Annotated in this window: 9 protein-coding genes; all 9 read right to left on the bottom strand. The window is 58.6% G+C overall.

What is annotated here, in order from left to right; genetic code table 11:
- Position 1: 1 nt before the first annotated feature.
- The 9 genes from RCH09_RS13285 to epsA all read right to left on the bottom strand — a co-directional run bounded on the left by RCH09_RS13285 (position 2) and on the right by epsA (position 22,663).
- Positions 2–1,732 carry a DUF2341 domain-containing protein gene (locus RCH09_RS13285; RefSeq protein WP_326941588.1) on the bottom strand — a complete coding sequence of 577 codons (1,731 nt, stop codon included), beginning with the start codon at positions 1,730–1,732 and terminating at the stop codon, positions 2–4.
- A gap of 15 nt (positions 1,733–1,747) precedes the next feature.
- On the bottom strand, positions 1,748–12,388 hold the full coding sequence (locus RCH09_RS13290; protein WP_326941589.1) for a filamentous haemagglutinin family protein: 10,641 nt from the start codon (positions 12,386–12,388) through the stop codon (positions 1,748–1,750).
- Complete coding sequence (locus RCH09_RS13295) at positions 12,388–13,956, bottom strand: ShlB/FhaC/HecB family hemolysin secretion/activation protein (protein ID WP_326941590.1); 1,569 nt, start codon at positions 13,954–13,956, stop codon at positions 12,388–12,390. The genes RCH09_RS13290 and RCH09_RS13295 overlap by 1 nt, the downstream gene beginning before the upstream one ends.
- Positions 13,957–14,244: 288 nt before the next feature.
- Positions 14,245–15,606 (bottom strand): hypothetical protein, encoded by a 1,362-nt coding sequence (locus tag RCH09_RS13300; protein WP_326941591.1) that lies wholly within the window; start codon positions 15,604–15,606, stop codon positions 14,245–14,247.
- Positions 15,607–15,687: 81 nt separating this feature from the next.
- Positions 15,688–16,476, bottom strand: coding sequence for a PEPxxWA-CTERM sorting domain-containing protein (locus RCH09_RS13305; protein WP_326941592.1), 789 nt, complete (start codon positions 16,474–16,476; stop codon positions 15,688–15,690).
- Between the two features lie 432 nt (positions 16,477–16,908).
- Entirely contained in the window at positions 16,909–19,278 is a 2,370-nt protein-coding gene (locus tag RCH09_RS13310; protein ID WP_326941593.1) for an O-linked N-acetylglucosamine transferase family protein, read from the bottom strand.
- 57 nt (positions 19,279–19,335) lie between these two features.
- Complete coding sequence (locus RCH09_RS13315; RefSeq protein WP_326941594.1) at positions 19,336–21,189, bottom strand: GGDEF domain-containing protein; 1,854 nt, start codon at positions 21,187–21,189, stop codon at positions 19,336–19,338.
- A 151-nt stretch (positions 21,190–21,340) separates the two neighbouring features.
- The gene (locus RCH09_RS13320) at positions 21,341–21,841 is read right to left on the bottom strand and encodes an arsenate reductase ArsC (protein WP_326941595.1); all 501 of its coding nucleotides are present in this window, start codon (positions 21,839–21,841) and stop codon (positions 21,341–21,343) included.
- A gap of 54 nt (positions 21,842–21,895) precedes the next feature.
- Complete coding sequence (epsA, locus tag RCH09_RS13325; protein WP_326941596.1) at positions 21,896–22,663, bottom strand: XrtB/PEP-CTERM-associated transcriptional regulator EpsA; 768 nt, start codon at positions 22,661–22,663, stop codon at positions 21,896–21,898.
- Positions 22,664–22,715: the final 52 nt, after the last annotated feature.

Genomic DNA, 22,715 nt, shown 5'->3' on the forward strand with positions numbered 1-22,715 from the left:
GTTAAAGCGAATGCATCTCGGCCGACTTGGTCAGGAATTCGTCGGCGAACACTTGCGTGTCGGCCGAGGTATTCTTGATACGGATCGCCAGCCAGTTGTAGCCAAACAGCGCGGGAATAGCGACGATCAGACCGGCCACGGTGGCCACCAGCGCAGCCGCAATACCTGGCGCAATCGCGTTGACGTTGACGTCGCCGGCCGCAGCAATCGCGGCGAAAGTGATCATCACGCCGACCACGGTACCGAGCAGGCCGAGGAACGGGCCGCCGGAAATGGCGATGGTCAGCAGCACCATGCCGCTGTTGAGGCGCTGGTTCTCGCGCACCATGGCGGCGTCGAGCGAAGCACGAATTGCATCAAGCGACGCATGCGACAGGCTGTTGGCCAGGCCGGCGACGATTTGCGCATCGAAGCGATGTTTCATCTCGCGCAAGCCGATCGCATACAACCCATAGATGGTCGAGCGCGGCATCAGCGGATTGGCCGCCAGCGTGGCGATGGCAGCGCTGCCCGGGGTCAGCAACGCGTCGGACTTGTCGGCGAAGTTCTCCAGGAACTCGGCATTGGCCTTGTTGATCTTGGCAAGTGCGATGGTCTTGGTGATCATGACCCAGAAGCTGATGATGGCCATGACGATCAGGATGCCGATGACGACCCAGCCGTCGATGGTGACCGCGCCGAGCAGAATCGCTGCATACGAAATCTCGGCGGTTTCTTCTTTCTCGTCGAAGCTGCTCATCGGCGAATCCGGAATCTGGCTGGCCGACAGCGCCTTGATGTAGTCGGCCGAACGGGCCGTGCCGGCCAGCGTCAACTCGTCGACTTCGGCTTTCAGGCCTTCGCCGATGGTGACGTCGCCCACACTGTCCGCCAGCGCGAAGCTGTCGCTGCCAGCTGCCGCGCCGTCGATGAAGAAGGCCACTTTGCCGCCAGCGGCAACAACCGCGACATGCTGGTAAATGCCAGGCTTCAGATCGGCCGTGGCCTTGGCTTTGGCAGCGCCCTGCGCGATCGTCAACTTGCCATCGGCGACACCGATGGCGAGTGATTTTGCGCCATCACGCTGGATGAACAACGTGCCGGCTTCCTTGCCGACCGGCTTGATCCAGGCGCTGAACGTGAAGCCGGTGGCCGCACCGATCTTCAGGCTCGGCGAGGCTGGCACGGTAATCTTCGCAGCACCGTCAAACGCCACCGCACCACCGATCGGACCGGCCGCGACCGGCTTGGCGGTCGACTCTTTGGCATTGTTCGCATTGCCGGTCGCATCCTTGACGCCGTCGGCCTCTGAGAAGTGCAGCACCATCACTTGCGTGGCGTCGTAGGTCGCCTTGGCGTCGGCAGTTGGCACCGCTTTCGGATTACCCCAGTGCACCCACAGCGCATCGGTCTTGGCATTGCCGGCCAGCTTCGGCAGCTGCACCCACAGCACCGCCAGTTCGTTGGCAGCGTCGAATTTTTCGATGTGATACGCCAGCGCGGTCTTGTCATCGGCCGCAAAGAAACGCAAGTCCGAGCCATCCGGCTTGACATCGGCAAAGGTGAAATTGCCGCTGTGCAGACGCACCAGCAACGGCAACTGCGCCACGCCTTCCTTGATCTCGGCGCCCGTCGTGGTGGTGTCGAAGTTCAGTTTCTTCTTGTGCGCCCACTCGTCGCCGGCGTGAGCAAGTACCGGCAGGCACAGCGCGAGAACAGCGATGGCTGAACCCAGCCGCTTGATGACATTCATGACGTTCTTCCTTGTTTAATTGGATTGTTTTTTCTTGCGTTTTTCGTCGGCAGGGTCGGATGATTTCGACTCGGCAGGAGCTGGGGTCGACCCGTCGCCGAAGCCGAGCACGTCGACCGACAACGTGGTCGAGGTACTGGCCACTTGCGGAGTTTGCGCGGCGAGGGTTTTGGCGATGTCGTCGACGCGGGGGGTGGCGCTGGTGGGGATGGCGGCGCTGGCCGAGGCTGAGGGTTCGACGGCTGGGACGCCGGAGACGCTGCCTGACGCGACGATGTTGCCCGCGTTCAGAACGAAGGCGGCGTTGATCTGGATTGAACCGGATGAACGCACACCAGCGTCGCCAGCATCGAACGTACCGCGTGGTGCGACAGCATAGATGCTGCTGTTGGGCTGGTCGTCGGCGGTTTTCAGGGTGGCGATACCGGAGCCGGAGATGGAGCCTGAGATGTCGATGACGGTGTTGCCGAATTGGTCAGTTGTCAGTAACGGTGGCGGTGCCGACGACGCTGTTTTGGTGCCCTTGCCGGCATTGAGGTCGCCGTACTGCGAGACCAATGTAATGTCGCCGCCGCCGAGGGTGAACACGCGGCCTTGGTTGACGAGGAAATCGGTCTTGACCAGCGATGCGACTTCGCCACCACGTACCGTGAAGATGCCCAGCGTTGAAGCGAGCTTCTTCAGATACGACGGCGTGTTTGCCAATCCAGCGAACACCGAACCGTTCGGTGCGAACAGATTGATGGATCCGCCCTGCTCCGTCTTCAACTGGCTGCCGAAGACATTGATGTTGCCGCCAGCTGGATTCAGCGTTGGATACAGCGACGCGATCTGGGCATCGAATACAACCAGATCCTTGATCTTGCTCGACTCGGTGAGCTTGGCGAAGAAGATCTTGTTTAGGTCTGGCTTGCGGGCGTCGAGAAACGCGTTTTGATCCGACACCGACAAGGTCTTGAAGGCGACCCAGGCATCGTTGGCCGATGCGTTGCTGCTAATGGCTGGCTGGCGCGCGGCGACGTAGGCAATCATCGCAGTCTGATCCGCCGTCGACAGATCCTTGGCGTCAATATACTTGCGCGCATAACCGCTGTAGTCGGCGCTGTTGCTACCGGCCAGAATATTGATGCTGCTGCCACCAGCCGGGAGGTAAGGATTATCCAGATTGCCGCGCGTTACGATACCGGAGCCGTCACCGAGATCGAAGTTGCGACCGGCGATGAAGTCGACGTGGCCGGGGCCGGTGATGGTGTGACCAACCACGTTTGGATTCAAGCCATCGGAAATGATGGTCGAGTCGACGATGTCGCGACCGGCGACCACACGGGTCACATCACTGGCTGCGAGGTGCTGCACCTTGAAGCCGAGATCCTGAATGTCGCGGCCGGCGATGATTTCGGCTTTCTTCGACAGGATGAGTGAGGCCACCTGATTTTTGTCGCCGACGACATCACCTGTCAATGCGATGACACGAACTGACGCATCATCGACTGTGTGCAGCCCGGTCGGGCTGTGGTACGACAATCCGTTCTGCGTACCGTCCAGCAAGGCGCTGTCGCCTTCGCCGGGATTACTGAGTCTCAGAACCCGGGGTGCACTGTATGGCGAGAACCCATCGGCACCGACGTCCAGCATGACGATCGACACCAGTCTTGGACTTTTCAGATCGACCGTGCCGCCCGCCAATAGCGACAGTTGGCCACGCGGCGCTCCCGCCATCACAAACCCGTTTTCGCTGCTCAGATTGCCCGACATTGCAATGGCATCAACGCTGCCCGGCAAAAACGAGAATAGGCGATTGTAGGTGCCACCATCGAGCGAAATGGTCGGACCGCCGGCAATGCCGAGCAGTCCTGCCCTGTTCGACAGAAGCACATCGCCAGCGGTTGCCGTCAAGCGGACTCCGCTGTCGTCGCCGTAAGTCGAGAAGTTGCTGAATGAATTCGTTCTTTGTGCCGCCAGCAAACTGTTCGGCGTCCTGGTTACACCGTAATTTGCGTTGCTCTGTGGAGTCAGCGTTGGGTTGAACGCGCTTTCCAGCGCAACGCCCTCTCTGGCAGTGACGCCAAATTTCGCGTCGCCAAGAGCAAGGATGGTATTGAGGGCGACGGGGATGCCAGTGGTGCTGGTTGGATCAAGCAACAAATTGGAGCCGGCTTTGATTGCCCCATCCGCGTTGATCGTTCCGACGCCCTTCTGGACGTAGAACGCGCCTCCCAGCACATCGCCGCCCGCGCGCACGACCAGATCACCGCCGCCACTTTCGACCAGCTTCCCACTTGGCGACGTTCCCGGTACGTAGGCATTGGTCACAACACTGGCGGAGAGATCCCTGACGCTACCGGTCTCGGCAATCACGCTGATGTCGCCGCCCCCAAATGTCGCAACGCCTTGATTGAAATAATCGAAGCGCGACCACCATGCGGTATTGAGCGTGGTACTCAACACTTTCGCAAAGACGGTGTTGCCATTGGCATCAATGGTGGTCCGCCCTTGGCGGAACAGCCAGTTGTTGATCAATTGCGGGACGGGTACGCCGACCACGTCACGCATCGCGTGAATTGTCACCCCACCACCACCACCGGCAAACTCGGCGGCTGATTTTGCCGTCGTGGCTGCACCGTACTGGCTATTGATGAAACTCGTCGGCGCTGCGAAGTTATTCGCAGCGACAGTGTCAATGTGCATCCCGGCGGTGTAAATTGTCGCAGCCACCACCAGATTTGGATTCGTATTGCCGTTGGTGCCAAGAACCACGTCGCGGCCGGCGGCAACATCAATCCGCCCGCTGCCGGTACGCACCAGGGAAACTGGCTGATCGGTCAAGCTCGAACTGCTGCGGGCAAACTGCAGACTGACGTCGCCGTTTGCACTGCTGAGGTTGACCGCGAGCGGATTGGCTGCGCCCAGATCGGCACCTCCAGCGAGACGGTAACTCCAGGAAGCCTTGTTATCGAGCGCCCAGGTCGGCATCGAGAGCTTCTTGTTGGCGATAACTGTTGTCTGCGGCTTGACGAAGCCGTCGCTGATCGATCCGGCAATCGTCAGGTTGCCCGCTGCGCGCAAGGTCAGCGCACCGGGTGCATTATTGAAGCGCCATGCATTCAAATTCCAGCCACGGTCTTCCGCATTGGTTGCGGTCTCATTGACCGACACCAACAGGTCACCGGTCGAACGAATATCAATACCAGCCTGCACCGATGCAGCATTGGCCCCGAGGCGAGCGTTGATGGCAGCGACGTTGTTGGCAAAGCCGGTACCTTCGGAGTAAATGAGGCCGACCGGATTGCCAACCGCATTCAGCGCTGCGCTGGCGACCTGCAAGTTACTGTAGGTACCATCGCCGTTGCTGACCGTAGCAAGCTGACTGACTTTGGTGGTGGTGTAGGTTTTGTAGCCTTCAATTGTCGTCTGCGTACTGCCGACGATGTTTGAATCAATATGACTGATCGCCACATCATCGCCACCGGAACTACCGACCCGCGGAGCGCGCAGCAGAACCGAGCCGCTACCGCCCGCGCCAAGTCCGCTGACGTTAATCGTGGAACCCGCTTCAAGACTGATATTGCTGCCCACCGCGTTTGATCCGGCCATGTTGCCATCGGCGTTACCCGTGCCAATAACGACGCGACCGCCGTCACCGGTGGACCCGGCCACATTACTCGCCGCGACGGTAGCCCTGGCCAACAAAGTGGCTCCGTTGGCGAGGCGGACATTCCCGGATGTGCCGACTGCACTGGCCTGCGAAGCGTACAACTCGATGCTTCCGCCCTTGCTCCCGGTGGCGTCGATGGCGCCACTAATCGTAACGTTGCCGTTGTCAGCAGAAATGACGGCTTGGTGTGCCTGCAGCAAGCCTGACAACGTCACGTCATCCTGTCGCACCCGGAAGTCGCGCGACTCGGTGAAGCCGGCGTTGTTGAGTTTTGCGTTCAGGACATCGAACTGGCCGGCACTGGTCAGCCTCGCCACGTCCATTGCAAAGCGACCACGTGTTTGTTCAGCAGACGAGCCGCCCAGCAAGGTACCATCCATCGTGGCGGTACCAGCGACCGCCTTGACGGTCAAACTGCCTGCGGCAGCGCCGACAGCCGACACATCCAGCGTTGCCGCCGTATCGACTGCGACGTTGCCGGTGCCTCCGTTAAGGGTAATGCTGCCTGCGCCGGCATAGGCCGTAGTGCTGCCGAAGGTAATTGAGGAACCCGCGGCGCTGATGTTGCCACCGGAAACCCGCACGCCGTTATCGGCCAGCAGGTTGATCTGGCCAGATGGCGTCTTGATCTGCGCATCCGAAACAATGGTATCGCCGAGAAAATTCAGCCGGCCACCCATTGGTGCGATGGTAGTCGCCGCTAGTGGCTGCGCCGAATTGGTCAGGGTCAGATGTCCCACTGCCTGGACGGTTGCATTGCTCAAGCCGTTGGCAACGATGCGACCTGCTGCCAGTGTCAGGTCTTGTTGCGCAACCAGGCTGCCAATGCCGACCGCACGCGCTTCGCCATTGGCGTTGAGAACACTGTTTCCGTAACCGTTGATGGCAAACGCGCCGGTGCCGAACTCGATATTGCGGGCTTGCACGCCTAAAGCACCTGCGGTCGAACCCGAAGGCGCCAGTGCGCTGGTCGCACCGGCAAACTGCACGGTGTCGGCAACAAGGCTTGCCTGTCGAGGGCGTACGTCGGCAGGCGTATCGTAGCCTTGCAGGCCTGAGCCGCGCAGCGTGAGCTTGGTGGTGGCCGCGCTGCCAAGCTTGACAATGCCATACAGGTCAATCGATGAATAACTATTCAATTCAAGGGCCGACAGGGCGCTTAACGCCGTCAATCCGGCGGTATCAAAATGCAAGCCCGCCGCATCCTGAGGGATGCCATCGCCCAAACTGATGCGGGCAGCACCGAGTCCGAGCGCAGCGCCGCCAGCGAGCGCGAAATTGCCGTTAAAGCGAGTGTCCATGGTCGCATCGAGGTAGGCCGATCCAGTCGCCGCGATCACGGCGCCTTGACGAATGTCGAGAAGGCCGGCATTACGTCCTGGCGCATCACGCAAGATCGATACTGCAGCACCGCCGCTCAGACGCAGCAATGCGCCGTCGGTGCCGATCTGGTTGCCGCTCGAATCGGTTGACGAAATAATCAGGTTCTGTGGTTTCTGGCGCAGCGTGCCCTCGCCTTTGACGACTGAACCGGCATCAACGAGCACCGTATTGCGTGCGGCCAGAATGATTTCCGGACCGCTCAGAACGTGGTTCTGGTCATTCTGTACCGTCACGCTGTTTGCGCCGACGGTGACATGGTTACCATCCGCTTGCAAGTCGCGCAATCCACCCAGCAACAGGCTGTCGGCGCCAAGCGCAGTCAGATCGCTGGCGACGAGCTTGAGTGCATTGCCAGCCACCACTTGGTCCTTGTCGGCCACAACAACGATGTCCGGCGCAGAGATGTCTGCACTGCCTCGGCGTCCCGTTCCCGTAGCGCCAAGTTTGATTTGGCCGGCCAGCACCAGCGATTGAATCGCATCAAATGCCACCCGCCCGCCATCGGCTGGCAGTGCGATTACGGCGACGCCAGTTGCCGCAGCTTGCGCGGTGAAGAAGGCGTTGCCGGTGTAGCCCTGATAATCCCCGCGGCGGCGAATCACATCACCGGAGCTGACGATGAAGCCGGACGTGCGCGCTGCACCGAGACCAAATGCGGTCGTATTGCCCGCAACCGTTGCCGAGTGATCGAGATTGACCACATTGTTGGTCGATGACATATCGCGGCTGTTTGGCGCCAGCGTTACGCTCAGCCCACCATCGAGCAAGGCATAGTGCGCTGGTAGCAAGGTGTAATAACCGGCGGCCAATGCTGGCGTGCCGGGCACTGCGGCAATTGCGGCAGCAGTCGCCGTGGCCGGTACGGCAGCTTTGCCGGGAACAGCAGCGATGGCCGACAGATAAATGCGGTCACCGGGCAGCAGGCCGCCGTCTTGGCCGTACTGGAAATCGCGCGGCGCGACGCTGGACGTGAAGTTCGGATTGATCGCGAACACCTTGGCGGCGGCGGTCGTGCCGCTGCTTTTGAGAACGTCGGCTGTGCCGTTCGAGCCCGGCGTGAATTCGTACGAATAAAGATCCCCGCCGCCGGTCAGGTCCAGGGTTGCGCCAAGGGCTGTCTTGATGCTTGGGGCTTTGGCGGTGATCGATTTCTCGGGCAAGCCGCTTTCGACCAGATTGCCAGTGGCACCAGGATTGAGCTTGAAGGCGACCGAGTTGCCATTGCCATAGTCATACACCCAGTCACGACCATTTTCGACCCGGCCAAACGGAATCAATCCGCTGCCGGCGACCGAAGTAATGCTGTTGGCGGCGTAGTTGATGTCCTCGCGCGCGTCGAAGCGAATACTGCCAAACGGTGCGACGACCCAGCCGTCCTGCACGATGTGATCGGCTTGGCCGATCAGCACGCCACTAGCCGACAGCGGGGTGTCAAGCACGGCCGTGCGGCTATTGTTGGCAAACGACAGGGTGCTATTGGCCCCCACTGCGTTCAATGTGAATTTGCTTAGGGTCGTCGGGTAGATCCGACTGGCGCGAAGAGTCACGTCGCCAGTAACGTCAAGCTGACCAAGCGCGCTCAAATCCGTGCTGTCGGCAGGCTTGGTGGTCTGCGGCTGCGACAAATCGGCCCGGGTAACCCCCACCAGGCGAACATCTTCGGCGGCATTGAAATTCGCTTTGCTGAAGCCTTGCAGACTTGTATGGCCGATCAGATCGATCGTGTTGGCGTTGATCGTCAAGGCGGCCTTGCCGGCATCGGTCGCAATGCTGTTTTGTGCAGTCTGATAGCGGGAATCGGCATTACCAAACTGGACGTAGGCGGCATTGAGAGCGATCACATTGTTGCTGCCGGCATTGGTCGCGGTGAAATTCGGCGCATCCAGAATGATCGATATGGCGGCATTCAATGACAGCGGACCGCCAGTCAGCGAGAACGTCATCAAGTTCTGGCTCTTCAGTCCAAGGCGTGCGAATCCCCCGCCAGAAAACGAGTCGGTTGCCAGCCACGCCTGACCTTCAAGGTCAGCTATTTTGTCGCCGGCTTTCAGGCCGGTCGGAATGTGGCCATTGGCTGCACCATTGGTCAGCGTAAAGACGGGCGCGCCAGTTTCGCCGTTAAGCGCCACATTCTGCCGATCAATCGCAATCGACAGGCTGCCGCCATTCGAGCCAGCGCCACCCGCACTGCCGCGTGCTGCGCCCGAGAACAGGATGCCTTCGCGCGATTGGAGATCAATCGATCCGCCAGCGCTGGATATCTGCTGCAGGTCAGTCACATTGCGCCCGGACAGGAAACTGACCGGCCCCGAAACAGCGCCACTGACGTCGAAGGTGGAACCGGCCTCAGCGACGATGTAACCAGTCGCCGAAGTCAACCCGCCCGAGGCAAGTACCTGACCAATCTGGATGCGTCCGCCATCGAGTACTTCACCGGTGGTGATGCCGTTGCCGTTGGTCGACAGCAAGGCGGCGCTGCCGCGTGCCATCAAGTGGGCATTCGCGCCAAACCAAATGCTGCGGGTGTCGCTATAAAACGTAGTTGCTGCACCGACTTGCGGCGTCAAGCCGGCGATGATCGTTCCGGCTGGCGCATCAATGGTGCCATCAACAGTCAGCTGATTGCCCGCCAGCAGTGTCACTGTCGCACCGGGGTCCGTTGTCAGACTGGCGTTGGTGCCGAAGCGCACATTGCCAATCGTGGGGTCAATTTCGCTGGTGGCGCGCAACGTCACACTGGTCGGGGTGCGAGAACCAGCCGGTCCGGCAACGTCCAGCAAGGCCGGTGCGGCCACGTCACGCATGGAACCGGAGGCCACCGACGCGTAACCTTTGAAGTCGTTGAAGCGCCAGCTGCTGGCGCGCGGCGACAGGCTTGCACCGGCGGCAACGTCAAGATTGCCCAATGCGCCGATATCGAATTTGGTAAAACCGCCTTGCGAGAACAGGGCTTCCTGCAGATAGAGATCATTCTCCGGATTCGATGTAGGGATGGCCCCGCCAACAAAAACATTCGCCCCCTGCAGGTTCAACGTACCGCCCTTGCCCATGCTGTAGGCCGACAGCGACGCCGTGTTATCCAGACGTAACCAGGAGCCACCGGCCAGCGACGCATCGGTGATGATGGCTTTCAGGCTGATGCTGCCGGCATCGCCTTTCTTGAGCTTTTTCTGCGCACTCAACCACGCGCCGCCGGAAACGTCGATCGCTACATTTTTGCCGATGGTTAATTCACTGCCGGACAGGTCGAGTTTGCCGCCCTTGGTCACAACATCGCCGGTCGCATTGCCGTTGCCATCACGGCTCGGGCTGGACACGGCAGCATCGTTGCGCCAGGTGCCAGACAGGTCAAAGTTTGCGCCATCATTGACGGTCGTCGTGCCGAGTGCTTTGGCGCTGACACTGCCACCGCGCGCGGTAACCCCTGCGTTGAACGCGATATTGCCGACCGTGCCCATTGCCAATTCGCCGCCAGCAGCCAGCGCAACCGGGGCGACCACGTTGATATCGCCTGCAGTAACCGCGGTAATGCGGCTGAAGCCAGCTTTGGCCAACGCCACACTATCCAGATCCAGCCGTTTTGCCAGCAATGCCTGATCCGCACTGCCGAGGAGATCAAATGCGTCAGTTGCGGCAGGTGCCACAGCACTGGACGTGGTGGCGCCACCGATGACGATCTCACCCAAGTAACCGGCGCCAAACAGATTGGCAGTCGACAAACTACTGATACTGTCGTTGCCGATGATCAGCTTGCCACCGAGAGGACGAAGGGTGGAGCCGACTTCGCGTTGATATTGACCAAGCACGGTGTCGGCTTTCAATGCGCCTTGCATGACGATGACCGGTGCGGAGAACTGCACGGTGCCCGCGTCCTTGCCATTGAAGTAAGCGGCCTCGAAATTGCGTCCGTTAGGCAGGTCGACGACACCGTCGTAAATCCGGTTGGCCGAGGCAGTACTCAGGTCATACAACGATCCGCCAAATTTCAACTTGGTAGTGTTGACGTACCCGGCCAAATAGCCGATCTGCCCGCCGGAGACATTGATGGTGCTTCCGGCGCGTTGAATGATGTCTCCCTCCGACATCACCGTGACCTTGCCGCCAACAGCGGTGCGCTCGCCGACCCCACTCGCAATTTTCGCAATGTCAGCGCTGATGTCAGCAATTTGCGTGGTCTTGCGGATATCGAAGCGCAGCGTTTTTCCACGCAGCGATGAGGTGCGCAACAACACGTTGTCGGCCACCTCGGACAACAACTGCACGGCAATCACATTGCTGTCGGCTGCCAGTTTGGTGTCCTTGCCGCCGGAGACGTCAATCAAACTGCCGGCGCCAAAATCGACCCTACTGTCGTTCTGGATCACGTCCGGGGACGTTGGATTTGCCCGCGCAGTGATGGAGACGTTGCCGCTCTGCGCCAGAATCTGCGCGTTGTCCTGGATGAAAATGTGCGAACCCGACAAGTCCACCTGCGACTGCTTGAACGCTGGATCGGTTGGTCCGAATGTGCCGGTCGATTTGTCGTCGACCACGCTGATCTGGGTCCGGCTGGCGGCTCCCAAGGTCAGCGTGCCGCCGTGCGTAGCCGTCGCATTGTCAGTAACGGCGCCCTTGTCAGCGCCATCTCTGGCGCGCAGATAAATTGATCCGTTCAAATTGAGGGAAGTCGTCGCCGAGACATTGCCAAGCTGATTGACTGCAAGACCAACCAGCGTGGCATTGCCGCGCTCGACATTGATCATACCGGTGGCGCCATTGGTTGCGGCACCGCCGGCAGTTGTCAAATTGCTGTTGGAAACTTCAACCAAAACGCCGCGCATGCTGGCATCACTTGGTGCGGCCAGATACACCTTACCGCCAGCAGCCAACACGACCTGCCCATCCGGCGCGGACAAGGCGCCGTTGTTGGTAACACTCTGTCCTACCAGTAAAATCTTCCCGCCACGCTGGGCGTTGAGCGAGGCCCTGCCGCTGCCATCGCCCTCAACCAGAACTGAACCGAGCGTGCCTGCATACGACGGGTCGGCGGCAAAAATCGGTGCCAGATTCGGCTGCAGGATACCGCCCAGAAAACGGCTATCGTCAATCTTCAGCGTGGTCGCGACCAGCGTGTTCACATTGATGTTGGCGGTCTTACCAAACACAATGCCGTTTGGATTGTAGATGTACACATGCCCGTTGGCATTGAGCGCGCCATCGATAAAACTCTGGCTGAGGCCACCGTCGACTTTGTTCAGCAACACCGCAGTTGACGAGGGCTGCACGACATTCAAGGTCGCGTCGGAGCCGATGTCAAAGCCCTCCCAGCTCAAGATACCGGCCGGGCCGGTCTGGGTGATGGTTGCGGTATTGCCGCTCACCGAATAAGGCGCGAAGGTTCCGGCCACGGTGCGTGGCGATCGCACGGTGGTGCTGCCCACTGCCAGCGGTTGACTCGCCGGGCCCGTTGGCAAGCTGGTCGCAATCCGCGGCGTGCGCACTGTTTGCGCGGCAGCGCCGACGCACACGAGTGCGCCCGTCGCCATCAGAACGGTAACGCTGGCCAATCCAGGCAAACGTCGATAGAACGATGGCAGGGTGCGCATGATTTTCTTCTTTGATTCAGTGAGCTGGTTCATCAGTAATCCCAAATCAGGCGGGCATGGACCCGGTTGCTGCCGGCTTTGGTGACATCGCCATCGTCAAATGCATGCGCCCAATCGAGCTCAAGCGCCAATGCGCGTGGCGCGCTGACTCGCATGCCGATGCCGGCGCCGCGGATTTGCTGAATGGCGGGTTGGGGCGAGACTGCCTCGAAAGTACGCAGACGTGCGGCGTCGGCAAATGCCAGCGCGGTGACAGCCCACAGCGAAGTTTCGCCAGCGGGTTTGAATTGCGGTGTACGCAGCTCCAGCGAAGCACGCAATGCGGAATCACCTGCCCGTTCGCCTTCCAGATATCCGCGTACGCTTTCGGCACCGCCAGCGGTAAATTGCTCGTTGCTGACCAGTGGGCCGGACGCCAATTGCATCTCAACCTTGCCGGACACCGACCAGCGGCCAATCGGCTGCACGCGCGACAAACCGGTGCGCAACGCCAGATAGTCAGCACTTGCGCCAAAACGTTTGCCGCCAAACTCGGCGTCGTTATTGCCGAAGAAGCTCCGCAATCCCAAGGTCGCCGTCGCGTCGAAGGTGGTTAACGTGTTCTTGCCGAACCAGTTCGCCGTGTAAGTCGCTACGAGTGGCACGTATTTGATCGGTGTTTCAACCGAACCGGCGCCAACTACGGACACCGCCTGCTTCACATTCTTGAAATCCAGTCCGCCCGACAACGTGTAGGCGAAATCGTCGGAGCTCGCTGCGGGCAATGCATAACGGAGTCCAAAGATATCCACGTTACCCAAAACGCCCAGGCCAGGAGAATTGGCCAGCGATGCGACCGAACTGCGCGAGCGCACCGCATACAGTGTCAAGGCATCGCCATCTTTACCGAGCGGCATCACATAGGTGCCGGACAACACCTTCACCTCGTCGGTTTTTTGCGGTGAAGTTTGCACCGACACGCCAATGCTGTGGCCGAGTTGCCAAAGATTGTCGTAACGCAGCGAAGCCGACAGTCGCGCTTCAGAGGTATTTGGGGATTGGCGATTGCTCAATTCGACGCTGCCATGCAGCGGCAACTTGTCTTCGACATCCAGATGTACTTCCACCGTACCGGGCACTTTTCCGGCAAGGAGTACTGGCGTGACCTTCATGTCAGCACCGCGATTGACGGTCCCCAGCTGTGCCTGCATCTGATTGAAGTTCGGCACGTTGCCTTCAGCCAGCTCCGGTACTTGTGCCTTGATACCACTGAGCGTGTGGTATTCGGATCCCTTGACGCGCAAGCGATCAACCGTTGCCTCCACCACATGGAGCGCAACGACACCCGAGTCCACGTTCTGTTCCGGGATCGACACCACCACGGTCAGATACCCGGCATCGTGATAGGTACGCTCCAGTTCGGCACGGGCGGCTTCGACTTCCACCAGACTTTTACGCTCTCCAAGGTAAGGCATCACGGCCCGCTCGATGTCGATATCCGCCAGACGGCTGTTGCCATCGATTTGATATTCGAAGATGTCAAAGCGCGGCGCGTCGGCTGCTTCCGGCGATGCGATTTGTGCCGATACTGGTGCAACCGCGAACGCAAGCGAGAGCGCCAAACACATTCCCGATAGAAGGATGGAAGATGGCAAAAAGGATGGGAAGTGTCGGATTTTCATGGCAACGGGAGTATCTGGTTTTTTTGTTACGTGTTGATGACTGCGGGCATTGCATCGGCACATCGGAAAATGAAGATTCACACAACAGCGCAAGCGAAAATAAGCATTCCGCATTCCCCTCCAGCTAACCAAGGGAAAGTGGAATGCCTAAATCAAAAAAGCGACCCCTCTGATTTAGAGGGGTCGCGGACTGCGACCTTCAGGGTGTTACCACCCTTTTGCTAAGTCTTAGTTGATTGCAGGTTGGCAGTTGTTGCCGCCGCGGTTGACGTACGACTGCTTGCCGCCAGCTGCGTATGTCAAACCGTCGAGGTAAGCGATACCCGTCAGGTTGTGCTTGGTCGAATCTTTCAGACCGGTGATGACTTTTTCAGCCAAGGCTTGGGTGATTGCTGGGGCAGCGGTTTTGTACATTGCCGACATTTCGAAAGCAAATGGATAGCGGCCCGAAGCGAATGCATTGCGGTTCAGCGTATCGGCAGTGCCGTCAGCCTTGAAGTTCGGGCTCACGCCATCGATCTTCACGTAGCGCCATGCGCCAGCGGTGGTCACTGCTGGGTTTTCCAGCGAGATGACACCGATACCGTACCCAGCGACAGCAGTTGCCTTGCCAGTGGTCAGACGATCCGTCACGCCGCCCGTGCCTTTCTCTTCTGTGACCATGTATGGATCTGCACCGGTGTATTGAGCATCAGCAGCGCCAACAGTTGTCAACGCGCCAAAACGACCCTGCAGACCACAGTAGTTGTTTGCAAAGAACAGGTTTGACGAAGCTTGTGTACCCGAAGTGTCGGTGCGGCGAACGACTGTCAGGTTTGTTGCATCGCCATTACCCAACAACTGGCCGGCCGATTTGATCGAACCTTGCACCGAGATCAAGCTGGCGTAGTCAGCACGGGTGATTGATGGCTGGTTTGCGGCAGTATCGCTACCACCGACCAAACCCTGGGCGGTTTGCAGAGCGGAGTACAGGGCCGAGTTGACAACCACGCCAAAACCCTGGAATGCGGTTGGCTTGATGGTCAGGTCGGACAGCGCAACGGCGCCGCCGACTGGGGCCAGAACCAGAGCACCCGGCACCAGCTCGCCCGGATACACGTCAGCCAGCGCCATGTCAACTTCAACACCGTCAACTGATGGTGTCGAGCATGTCGAAGCGTAGCCATTCGGGCTTGTTGCGGTGATTGCCGTAGCAACTGCAGCGGAGCAACCAGCATTACCAACCGTGACGATCTTGCTTTCGGTTTCGTTCTTGGCGTTCGACAGCAACTGGTTCACGCCTTGGGCTGAACCGTTGGTGCTGTTGTAAGCAACGTACAGACGCACTGATGTGCCGCCTGTCAATTTTGCCAGTGACATGCCATAGAAACCGACGGTCTTTTGACCGGCGACTTCGGTGACCTTGATTACATCAGCTGGCGTGGCGAACAAATCGGCGGGAACAACGACCGACACACCACCTTTTTGTGCGGAAGCGCCGCCGATGTAGAACGTCAGTTCTGGTGCTTGCGATGTGATGTCCAGCGGCAGTGCGAAAGCTGAAGCGGAGCACAGTGCGACGCATGCAGCAACGATTGATTTGATTTTCATGTTGATATCTCGATAAGTGGGTTGAATTGATGTTGTCAAGAAAGGTGACGCGCAGATACCTGGCGCGCCACCTTCAAAAAATTACTTGGCCGAATTGCGACGACGAGCGATACCACCGACGAGCATCAGACCAGCGATCATCATTGCGTAGGTCGTTGGCTCTGGAACTGCCGAGACGGTTACAGCGGAGATGCTCGAACCATCGAAGTTGAACGAAAAGGCGTTGTTATAGGCTGTGTTGGCTGCCAGGGCGCCAGTAGTAGTACGTGCAAAATACGTAAACGCTGCAGCGGTACCAATTGCATTGGCATTCGAGAAGGTCAAACCACTACCCAGATTGTTACCGACGTTTGCGGTGAAGTCATACGCATTGACATACGATGCGTTCACAGCAACGTTGGCATCGGCCACATTGGTGGCGTTCAAAGCGAGGAAGTTAGCATTAGCCGCAGCGACAGCGGTGGCCAATTTATTGGTCGACTGAGCGGCCAGTTGAGCAGCTGTAGTACCGGCTGCAACGGTGGTCATCAAGCGTTGGCCATTAACCTGGATTCCGCTACCTTTATATTCACCAACCACGCCCCATGTCGTGCCGGCCAGCGAGCCACCGACTGAAGCCAAGTAGCTGGTCCAGTTGGCGCCGAGCACCGAAGCGCTGAAGTTTGGCAGGGAGGCATTGGTTGGCAAGAAGTTGTTGAAAATCATACCGAGGTCTTGCTGGAACGATTTGCCTTGTGTTGCATCGTAGGCGAAGAACACCAGCTCGCCACCGCCAGCTGCCAGTGCATTACCCTGCTGGATCGAAGCCGAAGCCGAACCAGCAACAGCGATCAGTGCAGCAGCGGCGATAAGTTTAAGTTGCAATTTCATGAGGTAACTCCCAGAGGTTTTAGAGAAAAAGGTAATGCATCAATTTGCGCCAACATCATGTCGGCAGGGCAAGTGAAATTCGGGTCCTGGCACAACTGCTGTTTGCGTCCTGACTCTATGAGCGAGCCACTCTTCAAACCCCTGGTTGCCGGTCCTGCCTGCTTCCCACAAGTGTTAGAACTATAGAAAGAATTGGTGGCACGACTCACCAGCGCGTACACCATTTTTAGGGACTGTTCAGACCATCATTGATAGTCCATTCGGATCACGTAACAATGTATTAACTGTCTTATTCAATGAATAAGTTTCCATGTGGAATTTTTAATTCCAAAAGTTAATTTGTGTGTCTGAAAAGTTCCCGAAAATTTCGATTTTTCGGGTTTTCCGGGATTGAAGAGGAAGCGGATTTGGCGCGTGGAGCGCGAACGAAAATCAGACCGGGGTGCGTGCCGCTGTCTCAATCGCCGCTAACCAGGCTTGACGATAACCGGCTTCCATTGCTGCAGCGAAGCGCTTGCCATCCATCAGGGGACTGGCTTCCAGCTTCTCACGCAAGGTGGCGCGTAACTTTTCCAGACGGTCTCGATCGGACGCCAGTGCTGACGCCAGCGCGATGAAATCGCACTCATTGAAGGCCACTAGTTCGGGATGCCCCAAGTTGTTTGATTGGCTCCATCCCGCTCGCCCGACTACGGTGTGCCCGACCTGTGACACGACCGGCACGCCCATCCAGAGCGAATCAAGACTTGTTGTGTGGCCGTTGTAGGGCAAGGTGTCCAGACACAAATCAATTCGATGATAGGTCTTCAAATAATCCGGCCGCAACTGATGTTCAACGAACTCGACGCGATCGGGCGTGACGCCAGCAATTGCCAACAAATCGCACACGCGTTTCCGATGCTGCGGTCCTTTTCCCGCCAGCAGCAGGAGCCGCGAGGCTGGCGTTTGCGCCATGATCTGACCCCAGCAACGCAATGTGTCGTCAGTGACCTTGCAAAAGTTGTTGAGACACCCAAAAGTGATGTGTCCGTTGACCAAAGCGGGTAATCCGTTGGGTTTCAATTCGTTGTTCAATGGGTCGTAGCACCAGAAGCTGTCGCGCAGCCGGATCGAGGCTTCGGTGTAGTCGGCGTCGTTACCATCGTCCGGGTCCAGCCACGGATCGGTAAAGCGATAATCCATTGCCGCTATTCCGGTGGTGCCCGGATACGCCAGCCACGCAACCTGAATTGGCGCCGGGTTCATGGCGAACAAGTGGGGCCGGCCCTTGGACATATGCATGGTGAGGTCAACCAGAATATCGATCCTGTCGCGCACCACCATCGCCGCTACGGCAGCGTCGCTCTGTAGATGCGTTGTGCGCCAGACATCGGCATAACCTTGCAGTCGCGCAGTGATGTCATCTGGTCGCGCGAGATCGGCATAACAGACCACCTCGACCTGGCTGCGATCATGGTTTGACAGCAACGGAACAGTGAAGAACGATTGGCAGTGTTCCCGAAAATCGGGCGAGACATAACCGATGCGCAATCGACGTGATGGACTTTCGCTGGCCATGTTGTGTGCGGTGTCGAGCTGGCGCGAATCAACGTTATGGGCCAGTCCGAATCGCTTGGCCTCGTCACAAATGCTGGCCTGATCGTAGTCAGGATGAAACGACAACAGATAGACCAGATTGCTGTGCGCCTGGGTGTACTGCGGGTCCAACGCAACGGCGCGACGATAGCTCGTGATTGCATCGTCCAGTTGGCCGACATCCTTGCAAAACAGACCAAGATTGTTGTGTGCCATTGCAAAATCTGGCCTGAGGTCCAGTGCACGTCGACACGCGTTCATTGCCTCATCAATTTGCCCCTGATTTTGCAAGCAGACCCCGAGGTTATTATTAGCCTCAGCCAGATCGGGCTGCCATTGCAGGCTGATCTGATAGCAGCGCATGGCCTCGTCGAATCGCTCGATCATTTGAAATGCAACACCGAGATTGAAATGCCTTACGGCGGACTGGGGCTCCTGTTCGCAAGCACGTTGCAGATACTCGAGTGCCTCGAGATAGCGACCTTGGCCCGATAGCATCTCGGCAAGGCGCCCATGCCCATTGGCGAAGTGGGGATTGATCGCAATTGCTTCACAGAGGCTTTGCATTGCGGCGTCGATTTCGCCTGTTTTTTCGAGCGCATTGGCCAGATTGAAGTGGGCTTTGACATTGCCTGGTTTGCATCGAATCGCCTCGCGAAAGCTAGCCAGGGCTTCGGGAAGTTGTTGCAGCTGCTGAAGCGCCAGACCAAGGCTGTTGCAGGCCTCCGAAAAACCGGGTTTGGCATCGATTGCGCGCCGGTAGTTGGACACGGCCTCAGTTAATTCACCAACCCTACCCTGCGAATTTGCCAGATTAAAGTACGCGTCGCCAAAAGTCGGATTGATGACGATTGCGCGTTGATACGATGCGATCGCGTCCTGATGCAGATCAGCCGCTGCCAACGCGGTACCAAGGTTTGACTGGGCACCGGCATCGGCCGGCAGCAATTCGGCAGAGCGACGAAACGCGCGAAGGCTGTCTTTGCCTTGTTGGGATTGAACCGCACCGAGCAGCTGCCACAGGAATCCGGCCGCAGGAAAGCGCACCAGCATTGCCAGCGCGCGCTGTTCGAGTTCAGAATGCCGCCCCAATCGAAAGAGTTCGGCAAGCTGGCCCATCTCAACGGCCGGTGGTGCAACGGATGCGGCGGATTCTTTCAGCGCGCAACAGTGCTTGTATTTTTTTCCGCTCCCACAATTGCAAGCAGCATTGCGTTGTTGGCTCATCTTATTACCTGGATATTTTTGAGAAAGTACGTGCATGGATGACCGCTACAACGCACATCAAACCTCCTGCACCGCCCCGACCCCACACTCAAGGCGCGGATCAGGCTGGCTGGCGACGTCCGCCGGCAACTCCGTCACCACGGACGGGCCCGCGCGTCGGTCAATGAAGAGGCTGTTACCGACAATCCGCTTGGCCTGTTTCTTGGCTTCGGCGGCAGCAGTGGCGATCTGGTGGTGGGAGCAGTAATGGCCCGGCTCGACGCGGATAGCACCAAGCGAAATGGTCAGCAGCGGATTGAGCATCGGCTCACCGCGGCGGTCTTCGCTGGGATAGCCACCACGCTCAATGTCGGCGGCGCTGAACTGCTGGATTACGTCGGCCGCGAAGCTATCGATGATGGCGCGATAGCGATGTTCATCGTCATCGCTTTGCAGCAGGATCAGAAAATCATCCCCACCAATATGGCCGACAAAATCCAGTGTCGGGTCGCAGTGCTGTTCGAGGATCTTGCCGGTGCGCTGGATCACGTCGTCGCCCTTGCGGTAGCCGTAGGCATCGTTATAGGGCTTGAAAAAATCGATGTCGACATAGCAGGCGGAGAAGCGCGAGCCGTTGGCCAGCAGCCGTTCGATGTGTTCGTTGATCGGGACGTTGCCCGGTAGCTGCGTCAGCGGATTGGCGTAGCGCGCGGCGTGCATTTGCATCGCCGTGATCTCGCGCATCAGGTCGTGGCCGGTACCCATGCCGAGGTACTGTCCCTGGTCGGTGATGATGAAGCCATTGAGCAGGTGGCGCCGATCGGCTTCCACGACTTGCCGGCTCAATTCCTGCAGCGGCGTGTGCTTGTCGGTGATCAGGGCTTCGCGGTCGATAAACATGGCACAGGGGCGTTTGCCGTAAAGCTCGCGCACGAATTGTTCGGCGAAGCGGTCTACCAGCGCGCGGCGCGTAATCAGACCGAGCGCAACGCCGTTCTCCACCACGGGAATGACTTCCAGCTCTGGCCTGCTGACAAACAGCGCCAGCAAGTCGTTGTTCGATAGCTGCGCCGACACCGGCGGCACTACGTGCAGGATGCGCAAGGCGGTGACGACGTTCTGCAGATTGCTTTTTTCTTGCGGATAGACCGCCACGCCGCGATAGTGCAACGCGGTGATGAGTTCCGGTGTCGGGCGCAGCGCGGGTTCGCTTTCCGGCCGGCCGATATGGTAACCCTGGCCGCAGGCGATGCCGAGATCGCGTATGAGCATCAATTCGGTCTGCGTCTCGATGCCTTCGGCAATCACCAGCGTGCCGGTGGTTTCGGCAATTTGCTGTATCGAGCGGACGAACTGCAGCTTTACGCTATCGTGGTTGATGCCCTGAATGAAGTGCATGTCGATCTTGACGTAGGCCGGACGCAGCTCCGACCACAGGCGCAGGCTGGAAAAGCCTTCGCCGAGATCGTCGATGGCGATCTGGAAGCCCATTTCGCGGTAATGAGCGACTGCCTTGCCAAGCAGGATGTAATCGTAGGCCGGCTGGCTTTCGGTCAATTCGATGACGACGCGCTCGGGACTAATGCCGAAAACGCCAACCTGATTGAGCGTTTCACCGTTCGTCAGATTCGCCTGCAACAGACATTCGGGGCTGACATTGAGGAACAACTTGCCGGGCAGTTTTGTGCGCGCAAATTGTTGCAATACGACTTTGCGGCTGAGTTGTTCCACTTCGACGCCAAGACCGGCTTCGCGCGCGACCCGGAAGAGGTCCAGCGGAGACCGCAGCGGGCTATCAGCCGGTCCGCGAATCAGGCCTTCAAAGCCAATGATGTCGCCCGATTGCATGTGCATAATGGGTTGAAACAGGGCACTCAGGTTCTGCCCGTCGATCAACGCACGCAAGTGCGCCACCAGGTTCACTGGTGACACTCTTTGCTGAGGCTTGATACGACCATCGCTGGGATCCTTGACGGGTGGCTGGTGTGCAGCTAACTTGCTCGGCAAGTCCTTGCATTTCTTTTAAGCAAGTTGCAGCCTAGCCAGTTATTGTGACCGCTTCATGACGCCGTGCGGCACAGCGCTACGCCGGCGACTGACCGATCTCGTCCAGCTCATGCTTGATCGCGTGTTTGTCGAGCATATGCAGCGGTAGATGCACGAAGATCGTCATGCGCCGCATGATCTGGTGAAAGATCTTGGCAAAATACTGCTGCTTTTCTGCGTCGGTGCCTTCGAATGCGACCGGATCGGCGAAGCCCCAGTGCGAGGAAATCGGTTGGCCGGGCCAGTGCGGGACAATCGCGCCGGCAACGCTATCGCAGACGGTGATTACAAAGTCCATCTTCGGCGCGCCAGGCTGCGCATACTCTTGCCAGCTTTTGCTGCGCAGATTGTCCATCGGATAGCGTGTGCCCTTTAGCTGTTCAATCGCGAACCGGTTCACGGTGCCAGCGGGATGGCTGCCTGCGCTGAATGCATGAAAGCGGCCTTTGCCCAGCGTGGCGCAGAGTGCCTCGGCCATGATGCTGCGGGCCGAATTGCCAGTACATAAGAACAGAATGTTGTAGGTTTTTTCAGTCATGCGATTCCCCTTGTTTTGTAGAACCAACCGCCGTCAGACCATTGCTCATGACCCCTAATCGAGAAGGCGCAACGCAATACAGCGCGACACCGCCTGCACCCGATTTTGCACGTTGAGCTTCTTGTAGATTTTTTGCAGGTGGCTCTTGACCGTCAATTCGCTGATCCCGAGAATCATACCGATCTCGTAATTGCTCTTGCCTTCCTTGACCCAGCGCAGGATATCGATGCCGCGATTGGTCACCGGCCGCGGTGAGTCGCGCGTTATCGCGGCGCCTTCCGCGTCGATCGACGAGAGCAACCGCAGCAGCGCAAGGTGCAGGTGCGGCAACAGCAATTCGAAGAAAAAGGTCTGACGCACATCCGGCGCTTTCGGCAGGGTGAACAGGGCGAAGAATGACGAGCCGCCCAGCAGGCGCTCGGTGGCGTGGACCATGGCGTGACCGAGCTTGCGGCTGTCGAGCTCGGCGCGAAAGCGCGACAGCGGATGGGTAGCGGCGTGACCGTTGGCGCTGATCACGCATGGCAGGCGCTCTTCGGCACGACAATGGTTGGCCACGCGGACAGCCAGGCCGTCGGTCGGATTGCACAAGAGGTCGAGCGCGACTGGATCAAGCATGACGCCGTTGAGGCACTCGACATGCAGTACCTGGTCGCCGGAGCCGAACTGGATGCACACCATGATTTCATGCGGCAGCAATCCCTGGAACTGTCCTTGCGTCCAGAGGAAAAACTGCCGGCGTTTGCGCACATGCATCGCTGATTCGATGGCGCGCAGTAGATACTCCTGCTCGCGCAGGTCGAGGATGACCAGATCTTCCATGAGAGCTTTTTAAGTTTTTATTCTGCGCGGATCACGTCGCAGGAATTGGTCT

This window comes from Actimicrobium sp. GrIS 1.19, assembly GCF_035984655.1.
GTDB lineage: Bacteria > Pseudomonadota > Gammaproteobacteria > Burkholderiales > Burkholderiaceae_D > Actimicrobium.